This is a genomic window from Cardiobacterium sp. Marseille-Q4385, assembly GCF_916618745.1.
Lineage (GTDB): Bacteria > Pseudomonadota > Gammaproteobacteria > Cardiobacteriales > Cardiobacteriaceae > Cardiobacterium.
This window is the reverse complement of sequence record NZ_OU745373.1, coordinates 218,229-243,210: the sequence shown is the minus strand read 5'-3', so window position 1 is coordinate 243,210 and position 24,982 is coordinate 218,229. Positions and strand designations below refer to the sequence as shown.

At 58.6% G+C, this 24,982-nt stretch carries 19 protein-coding genes; 6 read left to right on the top strand and 13 right to left on the bottom strand.

Features of this window, described 5'->3' with window-relative positions; genetic code table 11:
- Positions 1 to 70 precede the first annotated feature (70 nt).
- The 7 genes from LG374_RS01165 to gpmA form a co-directional block, all read right to left on the bottom strand.
- Positions 71 to 4,882, bottom strand: a complete 4,812-nt coding sequence (locus LG374_RS01165; RefSeq protein ID WP_225755987.1) for a calcium-binding protein — start codon at positions 4,880 to 4,882, stop codon at positions 71 to 73.
- 1,343 nt (positions 4,883 to 6,225) lie between these two features.
- The gene (locus tag LG374_RS01160; protein ID WP_225755986.1) at positions 6,226 to 7,329 is read right to left on the bottom strand and encodes a hypothetical protein; all 1,104 of its coding nucleotides are present in this window, start codon (positions 7,327 to 7,329) and stop codon (positions 6,226 to 6,228) included.
- A gap of 181 nt (positions 7,330 to 7,510) precedes the next feature.
- Positions 7,511 to 8,137: a GDSL-type esterase/lipase family protein gene (locus LG374_RS01155; RefSeq protein WP_225755985.1), complete on the bottom strand. Its 627-nt coding sequence runs from the start codon at positions 8,135 to 8,137 to the stop codon at positions 7,511 to 7,513.
- Between the two features lie 1,078 nt (positions 8,138 to 9,215).
- Complete coding sequence (locus LG374_RS01150; RefSeq protein WP_225755984.1) at positions 9,216 to 9,698, bottom strand: YbhB/YbcL family Raf kinase inhibitor-like protein; 483 nt, start codon at positions 9,696 to 9,698, stop codon at positions 9,216 to 9,218.
- Between the two features lie 30 nt (positions 9,699 to 9,728).
- The gene (locus LG374_RS01145) at positions 9,729 to 11,000 is read right to left on the bottom strand and encodes a tetratricopeptide repeat protein (RefSeq protein WP_225755983.1); all 1,272 of its coding nucleotides are present in this window, start codon (positions 10,998 to 11,000) and stop codon (positions 9,729 to 9,731) included.
- A 182-nt stretch (positions 11,001 to 11,182) separates the two neighbouring features.
- Entirely contained in the window at positions 11,183 to 13,171 is a 1,989-nt protein-coding gene (locus LG374_RS01140) for a pilin (protein ID WP_225755982.1), read from the bottom strand.
- Between the two features lie 106 nt (positions 13,172 to 13,277).
- Positions 13,278 to 13,964 (bottom strand): 2,3-diphosphoglycerate-dependent phosphoglycerate mutase, encoded by a 687-nt coding sequence (gpmA, locus tag LG374_RS01135; protein WP_225755981.1) that lies wholly within the window; start codon positions 13,962 to 13,964, stop codon positions 13,278 to 13,280.
- A gap of 160 nt (positions 13,965 to 14,124) precedes the next feature.
- On the opposite strand from gpmA, the gene LG374_RS01130 reads away from it, so the two are divergent.
- Together LG374_RS01130 and LG374_RS01125 are read left to right on the top strand one after the other, a co-directional pair.
- The gene (locus tag LG374_RS01130; RefSeq protein WP_255594357.1) at positions 14,125 to 14,973 is read left to right on the top strand and encodes a YicC/YloC family endoribonuclease; all 849 of its coding nucleotides are present in this window, start codon (positions 14,125 to 14,127) and stop codon (positions 14,971 to 14,973) included.
- Positions 14,974 to 15,004: 31 nt separating this feature from the next.
- On the top strand, positions 15,005 to 15,946 hold the full coding sequence (locus LG374_RS01125) for an L-lactate dehydrogenase (RefSeq protein WP_225755979.1): 942 nt from the start codon (positions 15,005 to 15,007) through the stop codon (positions 15,944 to 15,946).
- Between the two features lie 334 nt (positions 15,947 to 16,280).
- On the opposite strand, the gene LG374_RS01120 is transcribed toward LG374_RS01125, so the two are convergent.
- The 3 genes from LG374_RS01120 to yhbY form a co-directional block, all read right to left on the bottom strand.
- Entirely contained in the window at positions 16,281 to 16,661 is a 381-nt protein-coding gene (locus LG374_RS01120; protein WP_225755978.1) for a DUF488 domain-containing protein, read from the bottom strand.
- A 7-nt stretch (positions 16,662 to 16,668) separates the two neighbouring features.
- The gene (locus tag LG374_RS01115) at positions 16,669 to 17,553 is read right to left on the bottom strand and encodes a tetratricopeptide repeat protein (RefSeq protein ID WP_225755977.1); all 885 of its coding nucleotides are present in this window, start codon (positions 17,551 to 17,553) and stop codon (positions 16,669 to 16,671) included.
- A gap of 112 nt (positions 17,554 to 17,665) precedes the next feature.
- A complete protein-coding gene (gene yhbY / locus LG374_RS01110; protein ID WP_225755976.1) occupies positions 17,666 to 17,962 on the bottom strand; it encodes a ribosome assembly RNA-binding protein YhbY in 297 nt (98 codons plus the stop codon).
- Positions 17,963 to 18,003: 41 nt separating this feature from the next.
- Between yhbY and rlmE the strand changes: the two genes are divergently transcribed.
- The 4 genes from rlmE to LG374_RS01090 are packed head-to-tail and all read left to right on the top strand — an operon-like array spanning position 18,004 to position 22,594.
- Positions 18,004 to 18,630: a 23S rRNA (uridine(2552)-2'-O)-methyltransferase RlmE gene (gene rlmE, locus LG374_RS01105; protein ID WP_225755975.1), complete on the top strand. Its 627-nt coding sequence runs from the start codon at positions 18,004 to 18,006 to the stop codon at positions 18,628 to 18,630.
- Positions 18,631 to 18,654: 24 nt separating this feature from the next.
- Positions 18,655 to 20,568, top strand: a complete 1,914-nt coding sequence (gene ftsH, locus LG374_RS01100) for an ATP-dependent zinc metalloprotease FtsH (protein WP_225757989.1) — start codon at positions 18,655 to 18,657, stop codon at positions 20,566 to 20,568.
- Entirely contained in the window at positions 20,568 to 21,404 is an 837-nt protein-coding gene (gene folP / locus LG374_RS01095) for a dihydropteroate synthase (protein WP_225755974.1), read from the top strand. Before ftsH ends, folP begins: the two co-directional genes overlap by 1 nt.
- Positions 21,401 to 22,594: a tetratricopeptide repeat protein gene (locus LG374_RS01090; RefSeq protein ID WP_225755973.1), complete on the top strand. Its 1,194-nt coding sequence runs from the start codon at positions 21,401 to 21,403 to the stop codon at positions 22,592 to 22,594. The genes folP and LG374_RS01090 overlap by 4 nt, the downstream gene beginning before the upstream one ends.
- Before the next feature lie 72 nt (positions 22,595 to 22,666).
- Here the strand turns inward: LG374_RS01090 and LG374_RS01085 are convergent, their stop codons facing one another.
- From LG374_RS01085 to ubiA, 3 genes are all read right to left on the bottom strand, one after another.
- Positions 22,667 to 23,227 (bottom strand): NAD(P)H-dependent oxidoreductase, encoded by a 561-nt coding sequence (locus tag LG374_RS01085; RefSeq protein WP_225755972.1) that lies wholly within the window; start codon positions 23,225 to 23,227, stop codon positions 22,667 to 22,669.
- Positions 23,228 to 23,299: 72 nt separating this feature from the next.
- Positions 23,300 to 24,100, bottom strand: a complete 801-nt coding sequence (locus tag LG374_RS01080; protein ID WP_225755971.1) for a Cof-type HAD-IIB family hydrolase — start codon at positions 24,098 to 24,100, stop codon at positions 23,300 to 23,302.
- 12 nt (positions 24,101 to 24,112) lie between these two features.
- Entirely contained in the window at positions 24,113 to 24,970 is an 858-nt protein-coding gene (gene ubiA, locus LG374_RS01075) for a 4-hydroxybenzoate octaprenyltransferase (RefSeq protein ID WP_225755970.1), read from the bottom strand.
- Between the last annotated feature and the right edge of the window lie 12 nt (positions 24,971 to 24,982).

The window sequence follows — 24,982 nt, the reverse complement described above, 5'->3', positions numbered from 1 at the left end:
TTTCCGCGATTTCGACACGATAAAAAACCCTTCTCCGTTGCCGGAGAAGGGTTGCGGATTAACACACCGATTACGGCAACAATGGTTTCACCGTGCTGTCTGCTGCGGCAGCAGCAAGCGGCGGCTGTTGCAGCGGCGGAGTAGCAAGGTTGTCCGTCGTCGCGCTGCGAGTATCGAAAGCAGCCATAGCTTCGACCAGATGCTGTGCCTGGGCGGCAGCCTTGGCATCACTTGCGGTGGCAGCACTTTGTGTGCCGCTCGTAGTTGGTATTACTGGATGGCTGTCCGTCGTGGTAGCACCGCCTTGTTGCCCGGCTCTTTCGGCCTGTGCCGCCAAAGTCTTGGCTGGAGCGGTAGCAGTGGTATCACGATCAGCCGCAGCGGCTTGTTGTGCGACTGCCGCTTTTTCTGTTGATGACGTCCCAACAGATGTCGCAGGCGCAGTTTCCGCCTTCGCTTCTTTAACTGTTTGTGCAGAGGCTGCCGTCTCCGTCGCTGTTTGCGCAGTGACGTTTTCTGCCGTCTGTGTTGTCCCGGCAGATGATGCAGGAGCGGCTTCCGCTTTCGCTTCTTGAACCGTTTGTGCAGAAGCAGCCGTATCCGTCGCTATTTGCGAGGCGGAATTTTCCTCCGTTACGGTGACGGTCGCGGATGGCAGACCATCCTTGAGCAGATCGCGGCTGCGGATGTCGGCGACACTGTATGAAGCGTCATCAAAAGCGAAGTTATAGCGGCTATAGCTGTCGCTGTAGAAGTAATCCTTGACCGTAACCTGATCTTCGCCGCCGTAAGCCTTGATGTTGAGGTTCCAGCCGTCACGGTCGAAGACCGCATCTTGCGCTTTTGCACCATTGAAGCGCAGGGTATCGGCCTGCTCGTCTTTGCTGGCGTAATCGCTGACAACGTCTTTGCCGTGACCCGCGTGGAAGAGGTAGGTATCACTCTCGTAGGAACCACCATTCAGACGGTCGTTACCGGTGCCACCGTCAAGGGTATCGTGACCGGCACCGCCGCTGAGGATGTCGTCACCCTCACCGCCATCAAGGGTATCGTTACCTTCATTGCCGTAGAGGCTGTCGTTGCCGGTACCGCCGTTGAGGATGTCATTACCACCGTAACCTTCTAGGGTGTCGTTACCCGCACCGCCGTTAATGATGTCGGCGGTAGCCCGACCAGTCAGGTGGTCATTGCCGTCTGTGCCGTTCAGGGTGAATACCCGGGCAGCCAGGTCTGCCGCGCCAACGGTGCTGTCGTCGAACTGGAAGTGGTAACGGCTGTAGCTGTCGCTGTAGAAGTAATCCTTGACCGTAACCTGATCTTCGCCGCCGTAAGCCTTGATGTTGAGGTTCCAGCCATCGCGGTCGAAGACCGCATCTTGCGCTTTTGCACCATTGAAGCGCAGGGTATCGGCCTGCTCGTCTTTGCTGGCGTAATCGTTGACAACGTCTTTGCCATGACCCGCGCGGAAGAGGTAGGTGTCACTCTCGTAGGAACCACCATTCAGGCTGTCGTTACCGGTACCACCATCAAGGATGTCGTGACCGGCACCGCCGCTGAGGATGTCGTCACCCGCACCGCCGTTGAGTTGGTCATCGCCTTTACCGCCGACCAGTTCGTCATTGCCGTCATCACCACTCAGTTTGTCGTTACCTTCGCCGCCGTCAAGGCTGTCGTTACCCGCACCGCCGTTAATGATGTCGGCGGTAGCCCGACCAGTCAGGCGGTCATTGCCGTCTGTGCCGTTCAGGGTGAATACCCGGGCGGCCAGGTCTGCCGCACCAACGGTGCTGTCGTCGAACTGGAAGTGGTAGCGGCTATAGCTGTCGCTGTAGAAGTAATCCTTGACCGTAACCTGATCTTCGCCGCCGTAAGCCTTGATGTTGAGGTCCCAGCCGTCGCGGTCGAAGACCGCATCTTGCGCTTTTGCACCATTGAAGCGCAGGGTATCGGCCTGCTCGTCTTTGCTGGCGTAATCGTTGACAACGTCTTTGCCGTGACCCGCGCGGAAGAGGTAGGTGTCGCTCTCGTAGGAACCGCCATTCAGGCTGTCGTTACCGGTGCCACCGTCAAGGGTGTCGTGACCGGCACCGCCGCTGAGGATGTCGTCACCCTCACCGCCGTTGAGTTGGTCATCGCCTTTACCGCCGACCAGTTCGTCATTGCCGTCATCACCACTCAGTTTGTCGTTACCTTCGCCGCCGTCAAGGCTGTCGTTGCCAGTACCGCCGTTGAGGATGTCGTTGCCACCGTAACCGTTCAGGGCGTCGTTACCCGCACCACCGTTAATAATGTCGGCGGTCACCCAACCGATCAGGCGGTCATCGCCGTCCGTGCCGTTCAGGGTGAATACCCGGGCGGCCAGGTCTGCCGCACCAACGGTGCTGTCGTCGAACTGGAAGTGGTAGCGGCTATAGCTGTCGCTGTAGAAGTAATCCTTGACCGTAACCTGATCTTCGCCGCCATAAGCCTTGATGTTGAGGTCCCAGCCGTCGCGGTCGAAGACCGCATCTTGCGCTTTTGCACCATTGAAGCGCAGGGTATCGGCCTGCTCGTCTTTGCTGGCGTAATCGCTGACAACGTCTTTGCCGTGACCCGCGCGGAAGAGGTAGGTGTCGCTCTCGTAGGAACCGCCATTCAGGCTGTCGTTACCGGTGCCACCGTCAAGAGTGTCGTGACCGGCACCACCTTCAAGGGTGTCGTTGCCCTCCTCGCCATTAAGCACATCGTCGCCATCGCCACCACTGAGGCTGTCGTTGCCGGTACCACCGTTGAGGATGTCGTTACCGGTACCACCATCAAGGGTGTCGTTACCCGCACCGCCGTTAATGATGTCGGCGGTAGCCCGACCAGTCAGGCGGTCATTGCCGTCTGTGCCGTTCAGGGTGAATACCCGGGCAGCCAAGTCTGCCGCACCAACGGTGCTGTCGTCGAACTGGAAGTGGTAGCGGCTATAGCTGTCGCTGTAGAAGTAATCCTTGACCGTAACCTGATCTTCGCCGCCATAAGCCTTGATGTTGAGGTCCCAGCCGTCACGGTCGAAGACCGCATCTTGCGCTTTTGCACCGTTGAAGCGCAGGGTATCGGTCTGCTCGTCTTTGCTGGCGTAATCGTTGACAACGTCTTTGCCATGACCCGCGCGGAAGAGGTAGGTGTCACTCTCGTAGGAACCACCATTCAGGCTGTCGTTACCGGTGCCACCGTCAAGAGTGTCGTGACCGGCACCGCCGTAGAGTGTGTCGTCACCTTCACCGCCATCAAGGGTATCGTGACCGCCGCCGCCGCTAAGGATGTCGTCACCCGCACCACCGGAAAGATAGTTGGCGCTCTCATTGCCGCTCAAGCTGTCATTACCGTCGCTGCCGATGCGGTGTCCCAGGGTTTCCAGGTTCTTTTTGCCGAGGACGTCAGCGTATTGGGCGAAAGTACCGTTTTGCTCCGCTTCGGCGGCAAATTGCACGAATTGCTCGGCCAGTGGTGCCATTGCGGTGTTTTTACCGTCGGCATTGCCTTTGGCTAGCAGTTCGCCGAGGTCGGTGAAGGCTTTGCCGGGATTTTTCTTGTGAATTTCGGTGAAGAGTGCGGATACGCCGCTGTAGTCAATGCCATATTCGCCGGCTTCATTGATGCGCAGACGTATGGCATCAAGATAAGGACGCAGGCGGGTTTGGAAGAGTAAACCGTCGTAGAGGCTGTCGGCGAGGCGTTCATAGGTATCGTTGACGGTATCAACGATATGCTGCGCTTCTTCTTTGCTGAAGTAGTAGAGGTTTGGGGAGCGGGTGCCGGTAAAGGCATCGAGAATGGCGATCCTGCGGTTCAGCTCGGCCTGTTTTTGTCTTTTCGGATCGGGTTGGCCGATAAGATCCCAAAAACCCATCACCACAATCTCGCCCATATGCTTAACTTGAGACGGAGTGAGGCCGATGCCTTGACGCCCCTCACTTTGCATCATGAGTGCACTGGCGAAGAAGTCTTTTATTCGCTGCGGATCGGTATCCGCCCAAGCTTTGAGCAGTTTGTGGCGCAGCGCCAATTGTTCTTCTTTGGTTGCCGCATTTTTGTACTGCTGCAACACTTCCGCCAGTTCGGAAGACTGGGCGGCGGCTTCGCGCAGGTCGCGCAGTCTGCCGCTGCCGCGCAGGTCCACTTCCTGCTGCTGCTCGTCGGTAAGCGGGATGCTGTTGCTGTAGCGGCTGTGCAGACGGTCAGCAGAGAGGCGCAGATCGCCCATGATGTGTTCGTTGCCGTCTTCATCGGTGTAGCTGCCGACTTCGGCGAGGGTGTTGCCGTTGCCGAGGTCTTTATCCGCCTGTGTATAGCCAAGATTGAGCGACTTGATGCGCAGGTCTTTGAGCGCAAAGATTTCGCCTTCTTCGCTGATGCCGTTGTGATTGAGGTCGCGCCAGACGCCGAGTTTGCCAAAGGCGCTGTCGGCGGCATCCAGCTTGCCGTCGCCGTTGTCGTCCAGATCAGCGGCAGCTTCAAAGCCGTGCGCGGCGGTCTTGCCATTTTTGAGCAGGGTGTTGTCGCCGAAGATTTCGCCGCCGTCGTTAATTTTGCCGTCGCCGTTGCGGTCATACACCAAGATGCCGTCGTTGCTGTGTATCCAGCCGGTGGCAGTGCGGATACCGAGACGCTCGTGGTCGAATAAGGCGCCGTCATGACCATTGGCAGCGAGGGTCTCAATGCCGTTGCCGTTCAGGTCAAGGGCGAGGGGGTCGTATTGATAGTAGAAAGCGCTGCGGAACAGTTTGTACCAAGCAGCAGGGGCAATGTTCAGCCATGAACCAACATTTATTTGCGAAGGCAATAAGTTTCTAAATATTCTTGTAATGTTGGGGTCGTTGAGGTAATCCTCCATCTTCTTAGCGAAAGCTTGCATACGGGCTTTACCGACATCCACCATCTCGATTTCACCCGTTTCCTTGTTAATTACCGGTATGTAGTCATGGCGGATAATTTGATCTTCCGGGATAGTGCCGTCGTCAGGGATAGGTTTAGTTGCATCATTATTATTATCATCTCCATTATTAGATGAAATCTCTCTTTTTTCTCCGCCCAAAAATTGATCATACATATTTTTAATGAATTTTATTGTTTCTCGAGTAACTTCTGGAAGTTTATCTAAGGCTTTCTTTTTCAATAGTGCTTCTATAAAATTCTTTAAAGGATCTATATTTTGGTTTCCATTAATAATTTGTGCGCCGGCAGTGCCTGATATCGCCCCATATCCCATTGCACTATAAAGACCATTGGCTGCTTTTATGGCATCAATCATACGCCATCCATTGGCAAAAGCGGATGCACTTTCGGCAAAAGTTATTAGGCCTTTCAAACCTAATGAAGCGCCTCCAGTAGCAGCCGTTGCATTCAAAATACTATAAATAATTCGTCCTTCTATACTATGGTTAAATTCCATTAAATTACGGTTGAATTGTGAGCCATACATATTATTGGCTCCTGCTGCAATAGATGCAGTGTCGTGATCGTAAGAAGGACTATTTTTAGTGATTTCTCCAATGGTATCAAACATCCCTCGCAGTTTGCGATCTTGTTGTACTGCGTTAGCGTAATTAATCATAGAATTTGATATGCCTTCTATGTCACTATCCGTTAGTGGAGATGCCATGCCAACTCCTTTTTTATCATAGTCATCTCCTCTATCTGCGAGAGCAGCTTTAAAGGCATCTGAATCATTCCTGAATCCTTGCGCAGCTGTTCGTATGGCATCATTATCAATCGAACCGTTATCCATCATTCTTTGATAATTTTCTTCCGCTTGTTGCGCCCCAGAACGCCGCTTCATAATATCCATAAAGGGATCTAGTACAGACTGGTTATTCCTAGGATCTATGTCACTATCTAGGCTACCGAGATCACGCGCGTTACGTCTTTCATCATAAGTGGCGTCACGGCTAACTTCAGATTTTTCACCAAGTTGATCTGACAGTGCATCAAGATACCGTAAGGCTGTATTTCGATAGAGTTTATCGGCCAGCTCATCATTCATTTTGATGTTTCCACTGGCGTTCTGGTTGTTGAAGTAAACAGCATTGGCTGCACCGTATGCAGTACCCCGATCATATTCGTTTCTTGCCCATGCCGCACTAGAATAACCTCTATCATTTAGTTCTTGATATATCTCGTTGACGCCATTTCTATCAGTTGCCTTATCTCTTAAACGGTCAATATCGGCAGCGGTTAACGGTCTTATGACAGCCATGATTACTCTCCTGTATTGGTTTGAAAATTAGTCAAGAATTGAATGGCATTACGCTGAATACTTTGCCATTGCGAAAGTTGAGGGCGCACATAATCCATTTTGATATTAATAGCTATAGGGGATGGGAATACGAAATATTGGAGACAAGCTGGTGCTGGTATAGGTTTATTGGAGCATTCAATAAGGGTTTGTACATGGCCTTCACTATCGCGCCCGACAAACAGATCCTTGGCATCTTCATGTTCCCGCCAGGGCTTGCCTGTTTTGGGATTCGTACCCGGATTGATATAAACCTCCAGCCCGTACAATGTTTCCGCCGTTTTTTCGAAATAATTGGCATGATCAGGATAGGGCGGTTCTACCCGTGCCTTGTCCATGCGCCTCGCTAATTGGGAATCTAGATTTTTATATTTTGGCGGATGTTGAGGATCAAAAATAATATGCACACCTACCTTATCTCTTGTTGAGCCATCAATACCCCAGTCTTTATCGTCGCGTTCGCGCAGCACAGGATCATTGTTGTCCAGCAGTTGCGCGTCACTGTTAAAGAAATAAAAACCGAAAGAGGTAATCACGGATTGATAGCTACGCGTCGGCGGGTTGTAGGTGCGCAGTTTTTTCGGATCCCAGCCGGGGGAGTCGTCGTATTCGACAAGGCTGACCACCGAAGACGGCAAGTTAACCGGGACGCCGCCGAGGTTGCCAATGATGTAGGGTTGGCCGTATTTGTCCTTCGGCGCATCGTCAGGTTGTTGACTTGCCGCACCGTGCATAGCGCGGGCAAGGTTGCCCATGTCTTCGGCGGTGATATTCGGCATCCCGTCGGCGGTGGGTGCGGAGCTTACTGCCGCAGCACTGGCGGTTGCCTGCACTGCGGGTTTCGCCGCTTTATCCACCTGTGGTTTGTCACAGGCAGAAAGCAAGGCAGCAAATGCAAGGCACAAGGCGAAGAGCAGCGGCTTGCGGGTGGTATTGGTCGGCTGGTTTGTCATGCGGTGTCCTTCGATGTTTGTCTTCCAAGAGAACAACGTGTTGTTGTGTGGTTTTTGTGTTGTTCTTTGAGGAAACCATACGCCTCCGTTGCAGCTTTGTAAAGAGTCTGTCATGTGCGTTTTGGCGCATTTGTGGCAAAGCTCGCCGGGTGTCTTTGCTGCGGCTTTTGTCGCGTGCGGAGGTTGCCGAAAAGCAGGAATCCGGCGCTGAAGCGTCGGATTCCTTATAGACAATGGATCTTCATCAGGCGGTGAGCAGGGCAGGGCGGTCTTGCGTATTTTGGGCGGCTATCCCTCAGCGCAACCAGCCTTCTTCCCGCAGCCAGGCGGCGAAGTTTTCGGTGAAAGCGGCGTAACCGGCGGCATTGGGGTGGATCTGGTCGGATTTGAGCGCTTCTTTGCCGAGGATTTTTGACCAGCCGCCCTGATAGTAGGGCACGCGTTCGGCGGCGGCGATGTCGGCATAGAGGTTGTGATCGCCGGGGTAGCCGAGAGCGGCGCCGAGGCTGATGCCGGGTTCGCCGACGAGGATGATGTCCGCGTCCGCGTCGCGGCAGGCAGCGATGATGGCCGTGATGTTGGTGCGGGTTTCCTGTTCGGGCAGGTGTTGCAGGAAGTCGTTGCCGCCGATGCTGATGATGACGAGGCGCGGGTTGTGTTCCCGCAGCAGCGGCGGCAGGCGGGCTAAGGCACCGCCGCTGGTGTCGCCGCTTTGTCCGGCGTTGATGATGTGCCAGCCGCTCACGGCAGCGAGGCGGGGCGGGTAGGCTTCGTCCGGGTTGGCGCCGAAGCCGTAGGTCAGGGAATCACCGAGAGCAAGGACGGTGCTGCCACGCGGTAGTCCGGCGTGTTTGCGGCGGCGGCTGCAAGCGGCAAGGCTCAAGGCGGCAAGAAGGGTCAGGGTTTGGCGGCGGGTGGGCATGGCTGTCTCGGTGTGGGTGATTCATGTAACGGCGGAGTGGGAGGTCGCTGTCGTATTGAAGTGCGAGCTCTACGAGTCCCCCCGCAAGCGGGTGAGGGGATTTTCTCTGGCTATCAGGCGTTAATGTTTTTATTGAGGTGCGTCTTCGTACACGACAGAAATTCGTCGCCTGTCAAAACGGGTGTGTCGATGCTTCGTCAAGCGGTGTTTATTGGGCTTTTATTCCCCCTTCCGTCGCTACGCGACACCTTCCCCCGCAAGCGGGGGAAGGGATTTTGTGCCAGGCGGCTTCGTACACAACAGGCATTCGTCGCTTGTCAAAGCGGGTGTGTCGATACTTCGTCAAGCGGTGTTTATTGGGCTTTTATTCCCCCCTTCCGTCGCTACGCGACACCTTCCCACGCTTGCGGGGGAAGGGATTTTGTGCCAGGCGTCTTCGTACACAACAGGCATTCGTCGCTTGTCAAAGCGGGTGTGTCGATGCTTCGTCAAGCGGTATTTATTGGGCTTTTATTCCCCCTTCCGTCGCTATGCGACACCTTCTCCCGCAAGCACGGGGAAGGGATTTTGTGCCAGGCGGACATAGATGTCTACACCTCTCAAAAGTTGTAAAAATGGCTGTAAAAACAAAGGAAACCTCTTGCTTCTTTGCGGGAGAGCCACGGCTGGGGTTTGTTGTGCAAGTCGCTTCATGCGTCCTGCGAGGAAAGCATACAAGGGGTGAGGGGGTGTCCGCAGAACGAACCATGGAAAGTTGGGCCAGCAGGTATTTTTGCCTTCCTCCGTCGCTACGCGGCATTTCCCGGTATAGTTGAATAGATAAAAAAGCGTAACAAGGCGCGTCGCCGCAGACAGTACAGGTAGTACGGCGGGTTCCCATAAAAATCGCGTAGCGATTTTTATGGGGCCCGGTCAGGCGACGCAACGCCGTTACGATTTTTTAGATGTTTAACTATACCCATATAAAAATGCTCGCATTTTTTAGTATGGGTACCCGCTCTCCCGCAGGCGGGAGGAGGGACTTTTCTTCGCTGATCACAGGGTTATGTGTGTGTCGAAAGGTGCGGACACACCTGATTTAGCGGCCAAAGGTAGCGGTCAGGCTGGCGCTGCCGAGGCTGTGCTGCCAGACGGTGAAGCCGATGCGGGCGGTCGTGACGTCTTGCGGCAGGTCGAGGTGGTCGCAGTCAAGCGCATGGATGGTGAAGATGTAGCGGTGGGCACCGTGGCCGGGCGGGGGGCATGCGCCGCCGTAGTTGTAATCGCCATAGTCGTTACGGCCGTGGCGGGCACCGGCGGGCAGGCCGTCCACAGCGGCGTTTTCCGCGAGGCTGTGCACGTCTACCGGGAGGTTGATGATGTACCAGTGCCAAAAGCCGGAACCGGTCGGGGCGTCGGGGTCGTAGCAGGTCAAGGCGAAGCTCTTGGTGCCGGCGGGTGGGTCGGCCCAGTGCAGTTCGGGCGAGCGGTTGGCGCCGCCTGCGCCGTTGTGGACTTGCGGCAGCGGCAGGGTGTCGTTGTTATTGAAGGTGGGGGAGGTGAGGGTGAAGGGTGCTGTCATGGCAGGCTCCTGGGTTATTGAAGCTGGGGGTTAAGGCTGGGCTTGCTGGTCACGCCGCTCTTGTAGCAGGGCGTTGATGGCGTCGCTGTCTTCGCCGAGGGCGGTGAGCGGGTCGATGGCGTTGTCGTCGCCAAGCATGATGGCGGCGCGGTAGTGTTGTTTGCGTTTTTGTACGGCGGCGCGGTCGTTGCCCGGGGTCAGGTCGGCGATTTTCCGGTGCGCATGGCGGGTTTCTTCTTGTCCGGCATCGACGGCGAGGAGGGCGTTGTTGTAGTGTTCGAGGGCGAGTGCGGTGTCTTGGTTGATGCTTTCGCCGTTTTCAAACAGGGTGCCGAGGCGGTTTTCGGCGTGCGCGGTGTGGGCGCGTTGCAGCCAGTACAAGGCTTCGGCGCTGTTTTGCGGCACTTCTTTACCGCTCAGGTAAAGCTCGCCCAGGGCTTCAGCGGCGCGGCCATCCAGGGCGTCGATGGCGGCTTTGCGGTACCACGTCAGGGCTTCTGCGGGTTTGCCGTTTTGGTGCAGGGCGCGGGCGTAGGGGTAGTAGGCGTCCTGTTCGCCGGCTTCGGCGGCGGCCTGGTAGTAGGTAAGGGCTTTGGCGGGGACGCTGTCGCGGTAATCGCCGAGGAGCAGCATGGCGCGGGTGTCGCCGTAGGCGGCGGCTTTTTCCAGCCAGGTGCGTGCTTCGTCGCGGCGGTTTTCCGTCAGGCGGAGTTGGCCGAGTTTGCGCGCGGCGTAACCGCTTTTGGCTTCGGCGGCCTGCTGGTACCACAGGGCGGCCCGGGCGATGTCAGTGTTGTTTTCATAGTAGTCGCCGAGGGCTTCCATGGCGGGGATGTAGCCTTGGGCGGCGGCGCGACCGAGCCATTTGAGGCCGTCCTTGTTGCGCCAATGGTTGATTTTTTCCATGCCGTAGCGGGTTTGTGCAACGGGATCGCCCTGTTCGGCGGCACGGCGCAGGTATTTTTCGGCGGAAACGTGATGATTGCGCGCTTCGTAGAGGCGGGCGAGCTGGTAGGCGTAGCGCGGCTGCTCCGGATGGGATTCGTAGCTGTTTTCGCAGGCGAGGCGGAGGCTGTCCCACATGGCTTCATCCGTGATGATCAGGGTGTTTTTGTTAGCTGTGGCGTCGCTGTCATCAGTGCCGTCCGTCTGGAAGATGATGTGGCTGACGCCGGCCACGTCTGCGGGGTTGCCGGGGTGAATGGGATCAGCGGCGCGGTCGCATGTGCTGTCGTCGTTGGCGGCGAGGGTGTTGTGAGCGAGGGTGGCGAGGAGCAGGGGGAGGAGGAGATTGCGGGTCATGTGGGTTTCCGTTGGCTGGGGTGCGCGGGATTTTATACCAATCCCGGCTATCAGGCTGGCAGGGCAGGCGTTATGACGCGGGGCACTGACAGCCGGATGATTTTTCGGGAGCGGTCATCTGCCGTTCTACGCAAAAGCGGGCATGGCTGCCCGCTTGGCTGGTTTTTGTTGCGCGTGAAGGGTTAGCGGCACATCAGCGGCAGGTAGCGCGGGCTTAGTGTCGTTTTGCATTGCCAGGTTTTGCCGGCGCGGTCATAGTGCAGGGTGATGGTTTTGCCATCCACGCTGCGGTTTTTGCTTTTCACGGTGATGTGGATGTCGTCGTTTTCGACGCGGACGTGGTCACCGGGTATGTATTCCGCGTAGTTCTTCGCCACTTTTTTCTGGCCTTTTTTACCTGCTTTCGCAGGCGTCTCACTGGCGATGGCTTCGCGCAATGCGGCGGTTTCGTAGAGGGGGCGGGAGATTTCTGCGCGCACGGTGTAGTCCTGATACGCCGGCAGGGCGATGGCGGAGGCGATGCCGAACATGGCAATGACCGGTGTGCCGCTGGCAAGGTTCGCGAGGTCATCCAGGCCGTTTTGCAGGTCGAGCGAGAGGGTGGGGTTGCTACCGCCGCCGCTCAGGCGCAGGGCGATGGTGCCTTGTTGTGGCAGGTTGGCGCTCTCGGCATCGGGTAGTTGGCTGAGGTCGAGCGGTGTGCCGGCAAGATCGGCGTACATTTGCAGGCGGCGCAGGCCTTCGTAGTAGCTGTCGCGGCTGAGGTTGCGCTGGTTCTGGATGTAGGCGTAGTTCACGCCGTCGAGGTTGTGGTGTTCGGCTTTGAGCCAGTCGCCGAGTTTGGGCGCGCTGTCGCCTGCTTTGGCGCGCGCGGCGAGGGGTTGCGGCAGGGTGGCGATGAGGAGGTTGTCGCCTTCATCGCGCAGGTAGTAGTGGTTCTGGATGTTAAGCAGCAGGGCGAGGAAGGCTTCTTTGCTGGGGTCCGTGCTGTTGGTATTGCCCTCGCTAATGAGGTTGGCGAGGCTGGCGAAGGCGAGGTGTTCGATGTTGTCGCGGCCCATGCTGCGGTTTTTCAGGTGGCCTTTTTGCTGGAGTTTGTCAAGGAGGCTGTTTAGCGCGGGCTTGGCGCTTTGCGGCAGGACGAGGTAGCGGCCATTGTCGTCGCTGAGGTAGTGGATGGTGCCGAGGGCGGCAAGGTCGTCAGCACTCACGCCGAGGGCTTGTTGCAGGTTTTTTTTGAGTTCGCCGTTGCTGTCCAGGATGCCGTCCAGCTGGGCGTCGTTTGGCAGGGTGAAGGCGGCAAGGGCAGTGATGTCACCGTGGTAATGCAGGGTGCTGAGGTTGTTTGCCGTCGCAGCGGGCAGGTTGAGCGGGGCGTTGTCCGGCAGGCCGAGGCTGAGTTGCAGGCGCGGGCGGCCTTCGGCAGCGGCCCAGGCGAGCGATGCTTGCTGGACGCGGTCAAGGCCGAGTTTTTGCAGGATGTCCTGCTGTCGGCTGATGCTCATCTGGATGAGCGGGTTTTGCGGGTTGGCCCAGAGGTAGAGGCCGTTGTGTTCGGGGTCGAGTCGGTTTTCTTGTGCGGTAAAGGGCGCGTTGCCGTCGTTTTTGTCGATGAGGGCGACTTGGGCATCGGGCTGGTTGTCGCTGTTGATGGCGAGCAGCAGGCGTTTTTGTTTGTCATCAAAGCGGTAGGCGATGATGGGGGCGTTTTTTTCGGCGCTGTTCTGGATGCGGTCGGCACTCACTTGCCACGGTGCGGGGAAGACTTGTTGCAGGGTTTTTTGGATGTCTTGTGCGCTGTTTTGCTCGATATGGCTAGCGATAAGGATGGTCATGCCGTGGTTATCGGTGATGAAGGCAGCTTCGAGCGGCGAGGTGAGGTGTTCTAGTAGTGGTCGCAAGGTGTTCGCTGCTTCGGGCGGTAGCAGGGTGAGCAGTTTTTCTTGCAGGGCTTTGCGGATGAGTTGGCTTTGGTTTTTGTAGGCTTCGCTCTGATACACGGCGCTCGTGGGCAGGGCGTTTTGTTCGAGGAACCACACGCCGGGTACGCGGGCGTAGGCGGCGGTTTCGGCGGGCAGGGTGCGGTGCAGCCAGCTTTCTTGTGCGGTTTCGCCGTGGGCAAGGCTGGCAAGGCTGAGGCCGAGGGCGGTGGCGAGGAGGTGTTTGTGCATGGGGTTCCTTGGGTTGGGATAGGGGTAAGTTGCGTGGTTGTCCCGCTTGGCGGGGTTTGGTAATAAAACGGGCGACCCGCAGGCCGCCCGTTCGGGGTAGGTATGGTTAGAAGAGTTCCGGCGCGCTGACGATGTTGAGGTTGTCGTCGAGGTCGAAGATGAGCGGGGTGCCGGTCGGCAGGTTCAGTTCGAGGATTTTTTCGTCGCTGATGTTCATTAGGTATTTGATGAGCGCGCGCAGGCTGTTGCCGTGTGCCGAGATGAGGACGTTTTTGCCCTGGCGCAGTTCGGGAGCGATGTTGCTGTCCCAGTAGGGCAGTACGCGGGCAATGGTGTCTTTCAGGCTTTCGCCAACCGGCATTTCGGCAGCAGGCACTTCCTGGTAGCGGCGGTCGTTCGCCGGGTAGTGTTCGCTGGTTTTGTCGATAGCGGGCGGTGGGACGTCGAAGCTGCGGCGCCAGATGTGTACTTGTTCGTCGCCGTATTTGGCGGCAGTTTCGGCTTTGTTCAGCCCTTGCAGGCCGCCGTAGTGGCGTTCGTTCAGGCGCCAGCTTTTGTATTCGGGTATCCAGAGCTGGTCGCAGTGTTCGAGCAGGAGGTGCAGGGTCTTGATGGCGCGTTTCTGATAGGAAGTGAAGGCCGCATGAAATTGTATGCCTTCTTCTTTCAGCAGTTTGCCGCCGGCGATGGCTTCTTCGACGCCTTGCGCGGTGAGATCAACATCCACCCAGCCGGTGAAGCGGTTGGACAGGTTCCATTCACTTTGGCCGTGGCGGGAAAGGACGAGTTTCATAGTGTCTCCTGGTGGGATTGGGGAAATGTAACGCTAAAAGTAACGTTTCGTTAGGAATTGTAGTCGGATTGCCCGATGCTGGCAATCTGGCGGCAAGGTGGTGGTAAAAGGCGTATCATGTCACGCAGTTTGTTAATCAGGTTTTTCTATGCGGCAAAGCATGACCGCCTTCGCCCGGGCGGTAGATGAAAACGGGCGCTGGCGCGTTAGCGTTGAGCTGAAATCAGTCAACCACCGTTTCCTCGAAGTACAGATGAAGATGATGGATGCCCTGCGCCATCTGGAAGGCGGCATTCGCGAGCGTTTGCAGGCGACGGTGCAGCGCGGCAAGGTGGAAGTGTGGATTTTCGTGGAGACGCTATCCGATGCGCGCACACAACGCCTGGACACTGCAGCACTTGCGCAATGGTTACAGGCACTCGCCGCCGCCGACAGTGGCAATGCCCTCGGCCAACCCGCTTGGGGCGACGTGCTGGCCCTGCCTGGTGTGCTGGTGCGCGAACGCGACAGCGAAGATGCGCTGGACGATATGGTGATGCACCTTTTCGAGCAGGCGCTCGGCGACTTCCTTGCCATGCGCGAGCGGGAAGGCACGGCGATTGCCCGCGTGCTGGGGCAGCGGCTGGACGACATTGACGGGCAGTTGGCGCATGTGCACGCCCACCTGCCGCGTTTGCAGGAGAAGACGACAGCGCAACTGCATGAGCGCCTCGCCGCCCTGCGCACGGAAGTGGATCCTGCCGTCGCCGGGCAGACACTCGCCGCCATCCTGTCCAAAATGGATGTGCAGGAAGAACTGGACCGCCTGCGCTTTCACGTGACCGAAGCGCGCAAGACCTTGCAGCAGGATGGCGCCATCGGGCGGCGTCTGGACTTCCTCATGCAGGAATTTAACCGCGAGGCCAACACGCTGGGCTCAAAAGCGGGCGATAACGTGCTGAGTCAGGCCGCCGTGGACTTGAAAGTGCTGATCGAGCAGATGCGCGAGCAAGTACAGAATTTAGTTTAATTTCAACCCCAACCTTAGAGGAGACAACACAATGGCAAAAGTTGGAATCATCGGCGCCGGATTCGTCGGCGCCACCGCCGCCTACGCGATGATGCTGAACGGCACATGCAGCGAAATCGTCCTGATTGACGCGAACGAAGCGCGCGCCAAAGCCGAAGCGGCCGACATCGCCCACGGTGCGCCGCTGGCGAGGGGCGTGCGCGCCTATGCGGGCAGCTACGCCGACCTGCAGGGCGCAGCGCTGGTCGTCATCGCCGCCGGTTCGAACCAGAAACCGGGCGAATCGCGCCTCAACCTGCTTGCACGCAATGCCGCCATCTTCGCCAGCATCGTGCCGCAAGTCGTGGCCGTAGCGCCGGATGCCGTGGTGCTCATCGTGTCCAACCCGGTGGACATCATGACTAGCGTTACCCGCGCCCTGCACCCGACCCCGGAACTTGTCATGGGCTCCGGCACCATCCTCGACAGTGCCCGCTTCCGCCAGCTTATCGGCGAACGCGCCGGGGTAAACGCACGCTACGTCCACTCCTACACCCTCGGTGAACACGGCGATTCCTCCGTGATGTGCTGGAGCAGCGCGCTGATTGCCGGCATGCCCGTCGCCACCTTCATGAGTGAGCGGCAAATCCCGTGGGGCAAAAAAGAAATGGACGACATCGCCACCAACGTACGCGGCGCAGCCCTTTCCATCATCGCTGGCAAAAACGCCACCTACTACGGCATCGGTATCGCGGTGAACAGCCTCGCCGACGCCATCATCAACGACCGCCACGCCATCTTTACCGTTTCCGGCAGTTGCGCCTTTGATGATGTCTGCCTGTCGCTGCCGCGCCTCATCGGTCGCCGGGGCATCCTCGACACCCTCATGCCGCCGCTCAATAAAGAGGAAAGCCTTGCTCTCTCGCAAAGCGCGCAAATCCTCTACGACGCTCAGGAAGGTGTGCTGAAAGACGGCAAGCTCATCTGCCTGTAAGGCGCAGCCATCGCATGATAAAGGCACCCGACAGGGCGCCTTTAACTTATCTGCACTTGGTGAGCCCAGTATTTACGCCGCTTGACGGGGCCAGCATCTACACCGCTTGGCGGGGCCGGTATTTACGCCGTTAGCGGGGCCGGTATTTACGCTGCTTGGCGGGCCCAGTATTTACGCCGCTTGGCGGACCCAGTATTGACGCCGCTTGACGGGGCCGGTATTTACGCTGCTTGGCGGGCCCAGTATTGACGCTGCTTGAAGGGGCCAGTATTTACGCCGCTTGACGGAGCCAGCATCTACACCGCTTGGCGGGTCCAGTATTTACGCCGCTTGCTCAGGTCTGGGTGCCGTCAGATGCGCCGTTTTCATGCAGGTAATCAAGCAGGACGGCGATATGCGAGTGTTCGGGGTGTTTGACGGCAGTGAGCAGCACGGTATGCGGGCGGGCTTCGCTGAGGCGCCACAGTTCGGCCAGTGCCGCCTGGTGGGTCGGGTCAAGCAGTTCACTGCGGTAGCGCTCGGCAAATGCGGCGTAGCGGTTGTCGCTGTCGGCGTGATACCAGCGGCGCAGTTCCGCCGATGGGGTCAGGTCTTTCAGCCAGACCACTTGCGCCATCAGTTCTTTGTGCACGCCGCGCGGGTAGAGGCGGTCGAGGAAGATGCCCGTTTCATCCGCTTGCGGGGTGTAGTCGTAGATGCGTTGTACGCGAAACATGGGATTCTCACGGATTGAGGGTTTGCAGCGCCTGTTTGGCTTTGTCGCTGCCTTGTGTGGCGGCTTTTTGGTACCACTCGCGCGCTTTGTCGCGGTCGGCGTCGGTACCGGTGCCGTAGTAATAGTGCTCGGCGAGCTGGACCTGCGCCATGACGGCGCCCTGCACGGCGGCTTTACCGCTGCTTTCGAAAGCCTGGCGGTACCACTCGGCGGCAGTGGCCGGATTAGCGATGACGCCCCGCCCGTTTTTGTAGAGATCGCCGAGGGTGTTTTGCGCCACGCTGTGACCCTGGGCGGCGGCTTTTTTCAGCCAGTTCACCGCTGCGCGTTTGTTTTCTTGCGCATTGTCGGCGAGCAGGGTATTGCCCAGCAGGTTTTGCGCGGAGGCATTGCCGTTTTCCGCCGCTTTTTCCAGCCATTGCCGGCTTTGCGCATCGTCTTTGCCAACGCCCTGGCCGTTCAGGTAGAGAATGGCGAGGATGAATTGAGCCTCGGCATCGTTATGGGCAGCAGCTTGTGGCAGGGTTTGCGCGGCCGCAGTGAACCACTTTTGCGCAGCAGCCGGGTCTTTTTCGACGCCGTTGCCGCGTTGGTAGGCACTGCCGAGCAGGTACTGGCCGATGCCGTCGCTCGCTTCCGCCGCTTTCTGGATATGGGCGAGAGCGGCCGCGTCGTCTTTGCTGCCAAGTTCGCCGGCAAGCTGCATTTGCCCCAAGCGGGCTTCGGCACGGGCATTGCCGGCGGCGGCGAGAGTGTCGTAAAGCGCGCGGGCTTGTGCGTAATCCGCCTGGTTGCGCGCGTCAGCGGCTTGTTGCAGCGCAGCACAGTCATCTGCGTGCAGGGTGGGAGCGAGGATCAGGGCAGCAGTGAGAAGGAAGGGGCGAATGGGCATGGTGATTTCCGGATTTTGTGGTTGGGCGGGCATTGTCGCATGGGAAAGCGGATAGGGCGGCGAACGCGTGATAAAGAAAAACCACCGCAAGCGGTGGTTTTCCCTGCCGGAGTCAATCCCTCGGCAGCGTGATTTTCACCGCATCTTCATTCCTGCGGTAAAACACCGCAACGTGGCCTATCTTCTGCACAAATTCCGCCTGATGCGCAGTCGTGATATGGGCAATCATCTCTGCCTGCAATTCGTCTTCAACGTTGCCCAGTTTGACCTTGATGAGTTCGTGACTGTCGAGGGCGCGTTCGAGTTCGCGGTCCACCCCTTCATTGATGCCGTTCGCGCCAATCATCACCACGGGGTGCAGGTGGTGCGCCTGCGCTTTCAAAAAGCGGATTTGGTTTTTAGTTAACACTTGGATATCCTGTTGATTTTTCGAGAACATATGGTAAGGCAATGGCACGCAGCAAAACAAGCCAACGCTGGCTGAAAGAACATTTCAACGATATTTACGTGCAGAAGGCGCAGCAGGAAGGCTACCGCTCACGCGCGGTTTACAAACTCAAGGAAATTCAGGAAAAAGACCGCCTCATTCGTCCGGGGATGACCGTAGTCGAACTTGGCGCGGCACCCGGCGGCTGGTCGCAGTATGTCGCCGAATGCCTGCGCGGGCAGGGGCGGATGATTGCCCTCGATATTCTGCCGATGGATGCCCTGCCGGATGTTACCTTCATTCAGGGCGATTTCCGCGAGGACGCGGTGCTGGACGCGCTCTATGCCGAATTGGGCGACAGCGCGGTGGATCTTGTAATTTCCGATATGGCCCCCAATACCAGCGGTGTTCGCGTGGTCGATCAGGCGAAGAGTATGCATCTGGTCGAACTGGCCGTTGACTTCGCCGAGCACCGCCTGGCACAAGGTGGAAGTTTCTTAACAAAGATATTCCACGGGCCGGGCTTTGATACACTACTGCGCTCATTGAAAAGCCGTTTTCTGACTGTTGCCACGCGCAAACCCGAAGCCTCGCGCGCGCGCAGTCAGGAAACCTACCTGCTGGCACGCGGGTTCGGTCGCAAAAATTAGAGAGAGGACAATATTTTGAACGATATGCGGAAATCATTACTTATCTGGGGTGGGCTGATACTGCTGTTTTTGGTGCTCGTCGGTGAGATGGGCAAATTCGGCACCACCGGCGGCTCGCGCGAAGTCAGCTACTCGCAATTCCTTGACCGCGTTGATAACGGCGAAGTACAAAGCGCATCGATTGACCTGCAAAATGCGCGCATCACTTTCACCGACCGTGGCGGTACGCGTTACACCACCAACAACCCCGAAGCGACGGACACCCGCGCCCTCGTTGGTGACCTGCGCGCGGCCAAAGTAAACATCAGCAGCGAACCGCTGGAAAAAGAAAGCCTGCTGACCCGTATCTTCGTCAACCTCTTGCCCATCCTGCTGCTCATCGGCCTGTTCATGTTCACCACCCGGCAGATGCAGGGCGGCGGCAAGGGCGGCGCCTTCTCCTTCGGTAAAAGCCGCGCCCGCCTCATTCCTGAAGATAAAATCAAAGTCACCTTTGCTGATGTAGCCGGGGCGGACGAAGCCAAGGCCGACGTAGAAGAAATGGTCGAATTCCTGCGTGACCCCAGCAAATTCAGCCGCCTGGGCGGACAAATCCCGCGCGGCCTGCTGATGGTTGGCCCGCCCGGCACCGGTAAAACCCTGCTCGCTCGTGCGATTGCCGGCGAAGCAAAAGTGCCGTTCTTCACCATCTCCGGTTCTGACTTCGTCGAAATGTTCGTTGGTGTTGGTGCCTCGCGTGTACGCGACATGTTTGAAGAAGCCAAAGCCAAAGCGCCGTGCATCATCTTCATCGACGAAATCGATGCCGTCGGCCGCCAGCGTGGCGCCGGTCTCGGCGGCGGACACGACGAACGCGAACAAACCCTGAACCAGCTGCTCGTGGAAATGGACGGCTTTGAAGGTAATGAAGGCGTTATCGTCATCGCCGCGACCAACCGCCCGGACGTCCTTGACCCCGCATTGCTGCGTCCTGGTCGTTTTGACCGTCAGGTCGTGGTCGGCCTGCCCGACCTTAAAGGCCGCGAACAAATTCTCAAAGTGCACATGCGCAAAAAACCCTTTGACGACGCCGTCAAACCCTTTGACATCGCGCGCGGCACCCCCGGCTTTTCCGGCGCGGATCTCGCCAACCTGGTTAACGAAGCGGCGCTCTTTGCCGCACGGCGCAATCGCCAGAAAATCACCATGCAAGACATGGAAGATGCCAAAGACAAGATCATGATGGGTGCCGAACGCCGCTCCATGGTCATGTCTGACAAAGAAAAAGAAATGACCGCCTACCACGAAGCCGGGCATTGCATCGTTGGCCGCATCGTGCCGGATCACGATCCCGTCTATAAAGTCACCATCATCCCGCGCGGCCGCGCCCTCGGCGTCACCATGTTCCTGCCCGAACAAGACCGCTACAGCTATTCGCGTCGCCGCCTGGAAAGCCAGATTGCCACCCTCTACGGCGGCCGCATCGCCGAAGCCCTCATCTACGGTGAAGACGAAGTCTCGACCGGCGCTTCCAACGACATCGAGCGTGCCACCGCTATCGCGCGCAACATGGTGACCCGCTGGGGCCTGTCCGACAAACTCGGCCCGCTCGCCTACGGTGAAGAAGAAGGTGAAATCTTCCTCGGCCGCAGTGTCACCCAGCATAAAAACATCTCGGATGAAACCGCACACACTATTGACACTGAAATCCGCAACATCATCGACCACAACTATGCCCGTGCCGAAAAAATCCTCAAAGACAATATGGACATCCTGCACAGCATGACTGCTGCCCTCATCAAATACGAAACCATTGATGAAGGCCAAATCGATGACCTGATGGCACGGCGTCCGGTACGCGACCCCGCCGACTGGGACGGCTCCAGCGACGACAAAACCCGTCCGCACCACGACGACTACAGCCTGGACAGCGGTGACAAACCGGCGGAGCAACTCTGATGCGCTGTGGCCGCTACGCCCTGGACCTGAGTAGAACCAACCTTATGGGCGTGCTGAACTGCACGCCCGATTCATTTTCTGACGGTGGCCGTTACCTGGATCCCGCGACTGCCCTCGCCCGTGCGCGACAAATGCGGGCTGAAGGCGCGGACATCATCGACATTGGCGCTGAATCTACCCGACCCGGCGCACAAGAAGTCCCGGCGGAAGAAGAAATCGCCCGCCTCACCCCCATCGTGCGGGCACTCGTCGCCGATGGGCAGTGCCCCATTTCGATAGACACCAAAAAAACCGCCGTCATGGCCGCCATGCTCGAACTCGGTGTAGACCTTATCAACGACGTGCGCGGCCTCGAAGACGACGGTGCCCTCGCCCTGCTTGCGCGCTACCCGCACGTTGCCATCTGCCTCATGCACATGCGCGGCATGCCCGACACCATGCAACAACACACCGATTACGCCGACGTCGTCAGCGAAGTTGATGCCTACCTGCAAGCGCGCGTCGCCGCCTGCCTGGATGCGGGTATCAGTGCCGACCGCCTTATTCTCGACCCCGGCTTCGGTTTCGGCAAAACGCCGGCGCAAAACATGGCGCTCATCCGCGATTGCCGCCGCTTCAGCCACGAACGCTATCCCGTCCTCATCGGGGTTTCGCGCAAGTCCACCATCGGTCACTACCTTGATAACGCCCCCGTTGATGCGCGCCTCTACGGCAGCATCAGCCTCGCCGCCCTTGCCGCCTGGCAAGGTGCAGCCATCATCCGCGCTCACGACATCGCGGCCACCCGCGATGCCCTGCGCATCGCCAACGCCCTCCGACCCACCACCCAACCATGAAATACTTCGCCCTGACCCTTGCCCTGCTTGTCCCGCTTGCCTGCGCCCAGGACAACAGCCCCGAACAAACCACAACAACCCCGGATAACGCCGCAGCAGCATCAGCACAAGAAACCGCCCCGGCAGCCGATTCTGCATCAGCACAAGAAATGACCCCGGCAGCCGAAGAAACTGCCCCGGTAGCCGAGCCCGAGCCCACAGCGGCATCAGCACAAGAAACTGCCCCGGTAACCGAGTCCACAGCAGCATCAACACAAGAAGCCGTTCTGGCAGCCGAGCCTGCCATCGTATCGGCACAAGAAACCGCTCCGGCGCCTGCCGCCCAAGACCCCGCGCAGACAGATAACGACCCCGTCTTCCAATACCACCTCGGCCAGGAATACGCCCTGCGCCGCGACTACCCCACCGCGCGCACATGGTTCGCCAAAGCGGCCGCCCAGAATAACGCCGATGCCCAAACTGCCCTCGGTATCCTCGACTACTACGGCATCGCCAGCGACAAACAGCGTGACGCTGCCAAATGGTTCGCCAAAGCCGCTAAACAAAACCATCCCGTCGCCTATGACTGGCAGGGCAACCTCGCCGCCGACAACCAAAACCCCGCGCAGGCGCGGCAAAAATACAACCGTGCCGCCGAGCGGGGCAGCACCAGCGCCATGCGCAATCTTGGCCTTGCCTGGTTAAGCGGCAAGGGTGGCGCGCAAAACGTCGAGCAGGCGCGCGAATGGCTGGAAAAAGCCGCGACCGGTCAACCCGCAGACGCTGCCGCCATGCGTCACCTCGCCCTCGACATCTACCACGTGGGCAAAGGCGTCGCTGCCGACAACAAACAGGCACTCGACTGGCTGCAACGCGCCAGTGACGCAGGCGACAGCACCGCTGCCCTCATCCTCGGCCAAATCTACCGGCGCGGCGACTGGGGCGAAACCGCTGACGAAAACAAAGCCTGCGCCTACTACGCGCAAAGTGCCGCACAAAACGGCGGCCTGCCCGCCGCCCTCATCCTGCAAACCCTGCAACACCAGAAAAAATGCGCAGATACCCCGCCCGCCATTCTGCCGGCAGACAACAATAGCCGCCTCTATTGGCCGCAAGAACGCGCCCTGCAAGCATTAAAAACCCTCGAAACCACACCGCCGCAACCTGCGCCACAACCCGCTCCTGTGGCGGTAGAGCCGGAAACCCTTTGATGTTTTGTCGCTGATGCCAAAGACCATAAAAAAGCAGCCGAAATGGCTGCTTTTTTTGTGACGTGTGACCGCTTACCGCAGTTGCTTGATTTTCTCGCTGATGTGGCGGGCGTGATTGTGGGCACGCGTTTCGATTTGTGCCAGATCAGCGTCGCTGTGTACGCCCGGAATGTAGAGGGCGCCGTAGAGCGGCTCGACACCGTGCCAGGCAAAGCCGGCGTAGAGGGCTGAGGCTTCGACGGGTTTGACCAAATCGGCGATGAACGGCGCGGTATTGCCGTCATAGACTTCTTTTGGCGAGCCAGTGGTGGTGGAAACGAACAGCTTTTTGCCGTGTAGCTTGTCGCCGCCTGTGCCGTGGGCGAAGCCGTAGGTCCACACATCATCCAGCCATTTTTTCAGGATGGCCGGGGTGTTGAACCAGTAGATCGGGTATTGCAGGACGACGATGTCGGCCTCCACCAGTGCGGCCTGTTCGGCGGCAACGTCAATGTGGTAATCGGGGTAGAGGTCGGACAAGCGGCGCACGCTGAGGTCGCTGCCGAAATGTTGTTCCAAGTCTGCCAGGATCAGGCGGTTGCTGACGGATTGTTGCAGGTTCTGGTGGGCGGAGATAACGAGGATTTTGACCATGACGGGCTCCTTTGCAGTGGAAAGATGCCGGCATTATAGCGACCCGTTCTCTGCTGCTGCCGTCGTTATGCCTTAATCCAGCACACCCAGCTCGCGCAGCGCCACCGCCACGCCGTCTTCTTCCAGGGTGCCGGTGATGTGGCGGGCCACCGCTTTGAGTTCGGGGCAGGCATCGCCCATCGCGATGCCCGCGCCGACGGCGGCGAACATTTCCACGTCATTCAGGCCGTCGCCGAAGGCCAGGGTATCCTTGGGGTTGATGCCGAGCGCTGCGCAGGCTTCGTGGATGCCGCGCGCCTTGCTGCCCTCTGTGTGCAAGAGATCCACCGCGCCCGCGTGGCTGCGCACGGTTTTGTAGCGGCCGCCGTGTGCGGCGAGGATGGTTTGCAGCGCGCTTTCCTGGGCGACTGGGGTGAGGACGACGAGTTGTTCGACGTCGTGTGTGCGGTAGTAGTCGGGATCTACGGTATAGCAGGGATAGTTTTTCAGGATTTTGTGGCTGCTGCCGCGTGTGCGTCCGGCGGCCATGTGTGTAGCGGAGACGTAGGTGTATTCCCAGTCGTGGACGCGGAAGGCACGGGTGAGGCTTTCGATGTCGTCTTTCGCAATCGGGTGCGCGCTGAGGACGCGTTCGCCGTAGCGGTTGTACTGGCCGTTACTGGCGATGACGAGTTCGATGTCGCCGTCTTCGACGAGACGGTCAATGGCGGGCGGCAGGGCGCAGTAGCCGCGTCCGGTCGCGATGGCAGGGATGATGCCGCGCGCTTTCAGGGCGGCGATAGCGGCGAGGCTGGAGGGCGGCACGTAGTCGCGGCTGTGTTCGTAGAGGGTGCGGTCGATGTCGAAGAAGACGGCGCGGATGTGGCTGGTCATAGGGTTCACGGGTTAGGGCAGATGGGCGAGGACGATGCCGAGCAGGATGGCAGCACCGACCCAGTTGTTGTGCACGAAGGCGCGGAAGCAGTGTTCGCGGTCAAGATGGCGCGCGTCCCACTGTTCCCAGGCAAAAAGCAGGGCGGCAGCGGCGACGCCCACGTAGTACCAGGCATTCAGCGCGGCAGCACGCCCGGCGAGCAGCAGGCAGACGAGCATCAGCAGCATCATCAGCGCGAGGAAGCGGCGTTCGTAGCCGCGCACGGTGATGGCGCTGGAATGCAGGCCGATTTTTTCATCATCTTCGCGGTCCACCAGCGCGTAGTAGGTATCGTAAATCAGTGCCCAGATGACGCTGGCGACGAATAGCCACGCGCCTGCTGCGGTAATGGTGCCGAGGATGGCAGTTTGTGCCATGAGGATGGGGCTGGCAAAAGCGATGCCGAGCACCAGTTGCGGGGCGAGGAAGAAGCGCTTGCAGAGCGGGTAGAAGAGTGCCACCGCGCCGCAGGCAATGGCGAGCAGCACCGATTGCCAGTTGAGCAGCAGCACCAGCAGGAAATTGAGGAAGAGCAGGATGACGCCGAGCGCGAGCGCCTCGCCTGCCTTGGCTTCACCGCTGGCCAGCGGGCGATGGCGGGTGCGCGCGACGTGGCCGTCGAAGTTGCGGTCGGCAAGGTCGTTGAAGACGCAGCCGGCGCTGCGCATCAGCCACGTCCCGAGCAGGATGACGGCTACCACGCGCACCGGTGGCCGGCCACCGCCCGCGAGCCATAGCCCCCACAGGCCGGACCAGGCAAGCAGCAGGGTGCCGACGGGGCGGTCGAGCCGCATCAGGCGGGCGAAGGCGGAACATTTATGCAGGAACATGGGCAACGTCTT

Coding starts and splice junctions, on each gene's coding strand:
- LG374_RS01165 (WP_225755987.1), bottom strand. CDS start 4,882: ATGCAAGCTTTCGCTAAGAAGATGGAGGATTACCTCAACGACCCCAAC.
- LG374_RS01160 (WP_225755986.1), bottom strand. CDS start 7,329: ATGACAGACTCTTTACAAAGCTGCAACGGAGGCGTATGGTTTCCTCAA.
- LG374_RS01155 (WP_225755985.1), bottom strand. CDS start 8,137: ATGCCCACCCGCCGCCAAACCCTGACCCTTCTTGCCGCCTTGAGCCTT.
- LG374_RS01150 (WP_225755984.1), bottom strand. CDS start 9,698: ATGACAGCACCCTTCACCCTCACCTCCCCCACCTTCAATAACAACGAC.
- LG374_RS01145 (WP_225755983.1), bottom strand. CDS start 11,000: ATGACCCGCAATCTCCTCCTCCCCCTGCTCCTCGCCACCCTCGCTCAC.
- LG374_RS01140 (WP_225755982.1), bottom strand. CDS start 13,171: ATGCACAAACACCTCCTCGCCACCGCCCTCGGCCTCAGCCTTGCCAGC.
- gpmA (WP_225755981.1), bottom strand. CDS start 13,964: ATGAAACTCGTCCTTTCCCGCCACGGCCAAAGTGAATGGAACCTGTCC.
- LG374_RS01130 (WP_255594357.1), top strand. CDS start 14,125: ATGACCGCCTTCGCCCGGGCGGTAGATGAAAACGGGCGCTGGCGCGTT.
- LG374_RS01125 (WP_225755979.1), top strand. CDS start 15,005: ATGGCAAAAGTTGGAATCATCGGCGCCGGATTCGTCGGCGCCACCGCC.
- LG374_RS01120 (WP_225755978.1), bottom strand. CDS start 16,661: ATGTTTCGCGTACAACGCATCTACGACTACACCCCGCAAGCGGATGAA.
- LG374_RS01115 (WP_225755977.1), bottom strand. CDS start 17,553: ATGCCCATTCGCCCCTTCCTTCTCACTGCTGCCCTGATCCTCGCTCCC.
- rlmE (WP_225755975.1), top strand. CDS start 18,004: ATGGCACGCAGCAAAACAAGCCAACGCTGGCTGAAAGAACATTTCAAC.
- ftsH (WP_225757989.1), top strand. CDS start 18,655: ATGCGGAAATCATTACTTATCTGGGGTGGGCTGATACTGCTGTTTTTG.
- folP (WP_225755974.1), top strand. CDS start 20,568: ATGCGCTGTGGCCGCTACGCCCTGGACCTGAGTAGAACCAACCTTATG.
- LG374_RS01090 (WP_225755973.1), top strand. CDS start 21,401: ATGAAATACTTCGCCCTGACCCTTGCCCTGCTTGTCCCGCTTGCCTGC.
- LG374_RS01085 (WP_225755972.1), bottom strand. CDS start 23,227: ATGGTCAAAATCCTCGTTATCTCCGCCCACCAGAACCTGCAACAATCC.
- LG374_RS01080 (WP_225755971.1), bottom strand. CDS start 24,100: ATGACCAGCCACATCCGCGCCGTCTTCTTCGACATCGACCGCACCCTC.
- ubiA (WP_225755970.1), bottom strand. CDS start 24,970: ATGTTCCTGCATAAATGTTCCGCCTTCGCCCGCCTGATGCGGCTCGAC.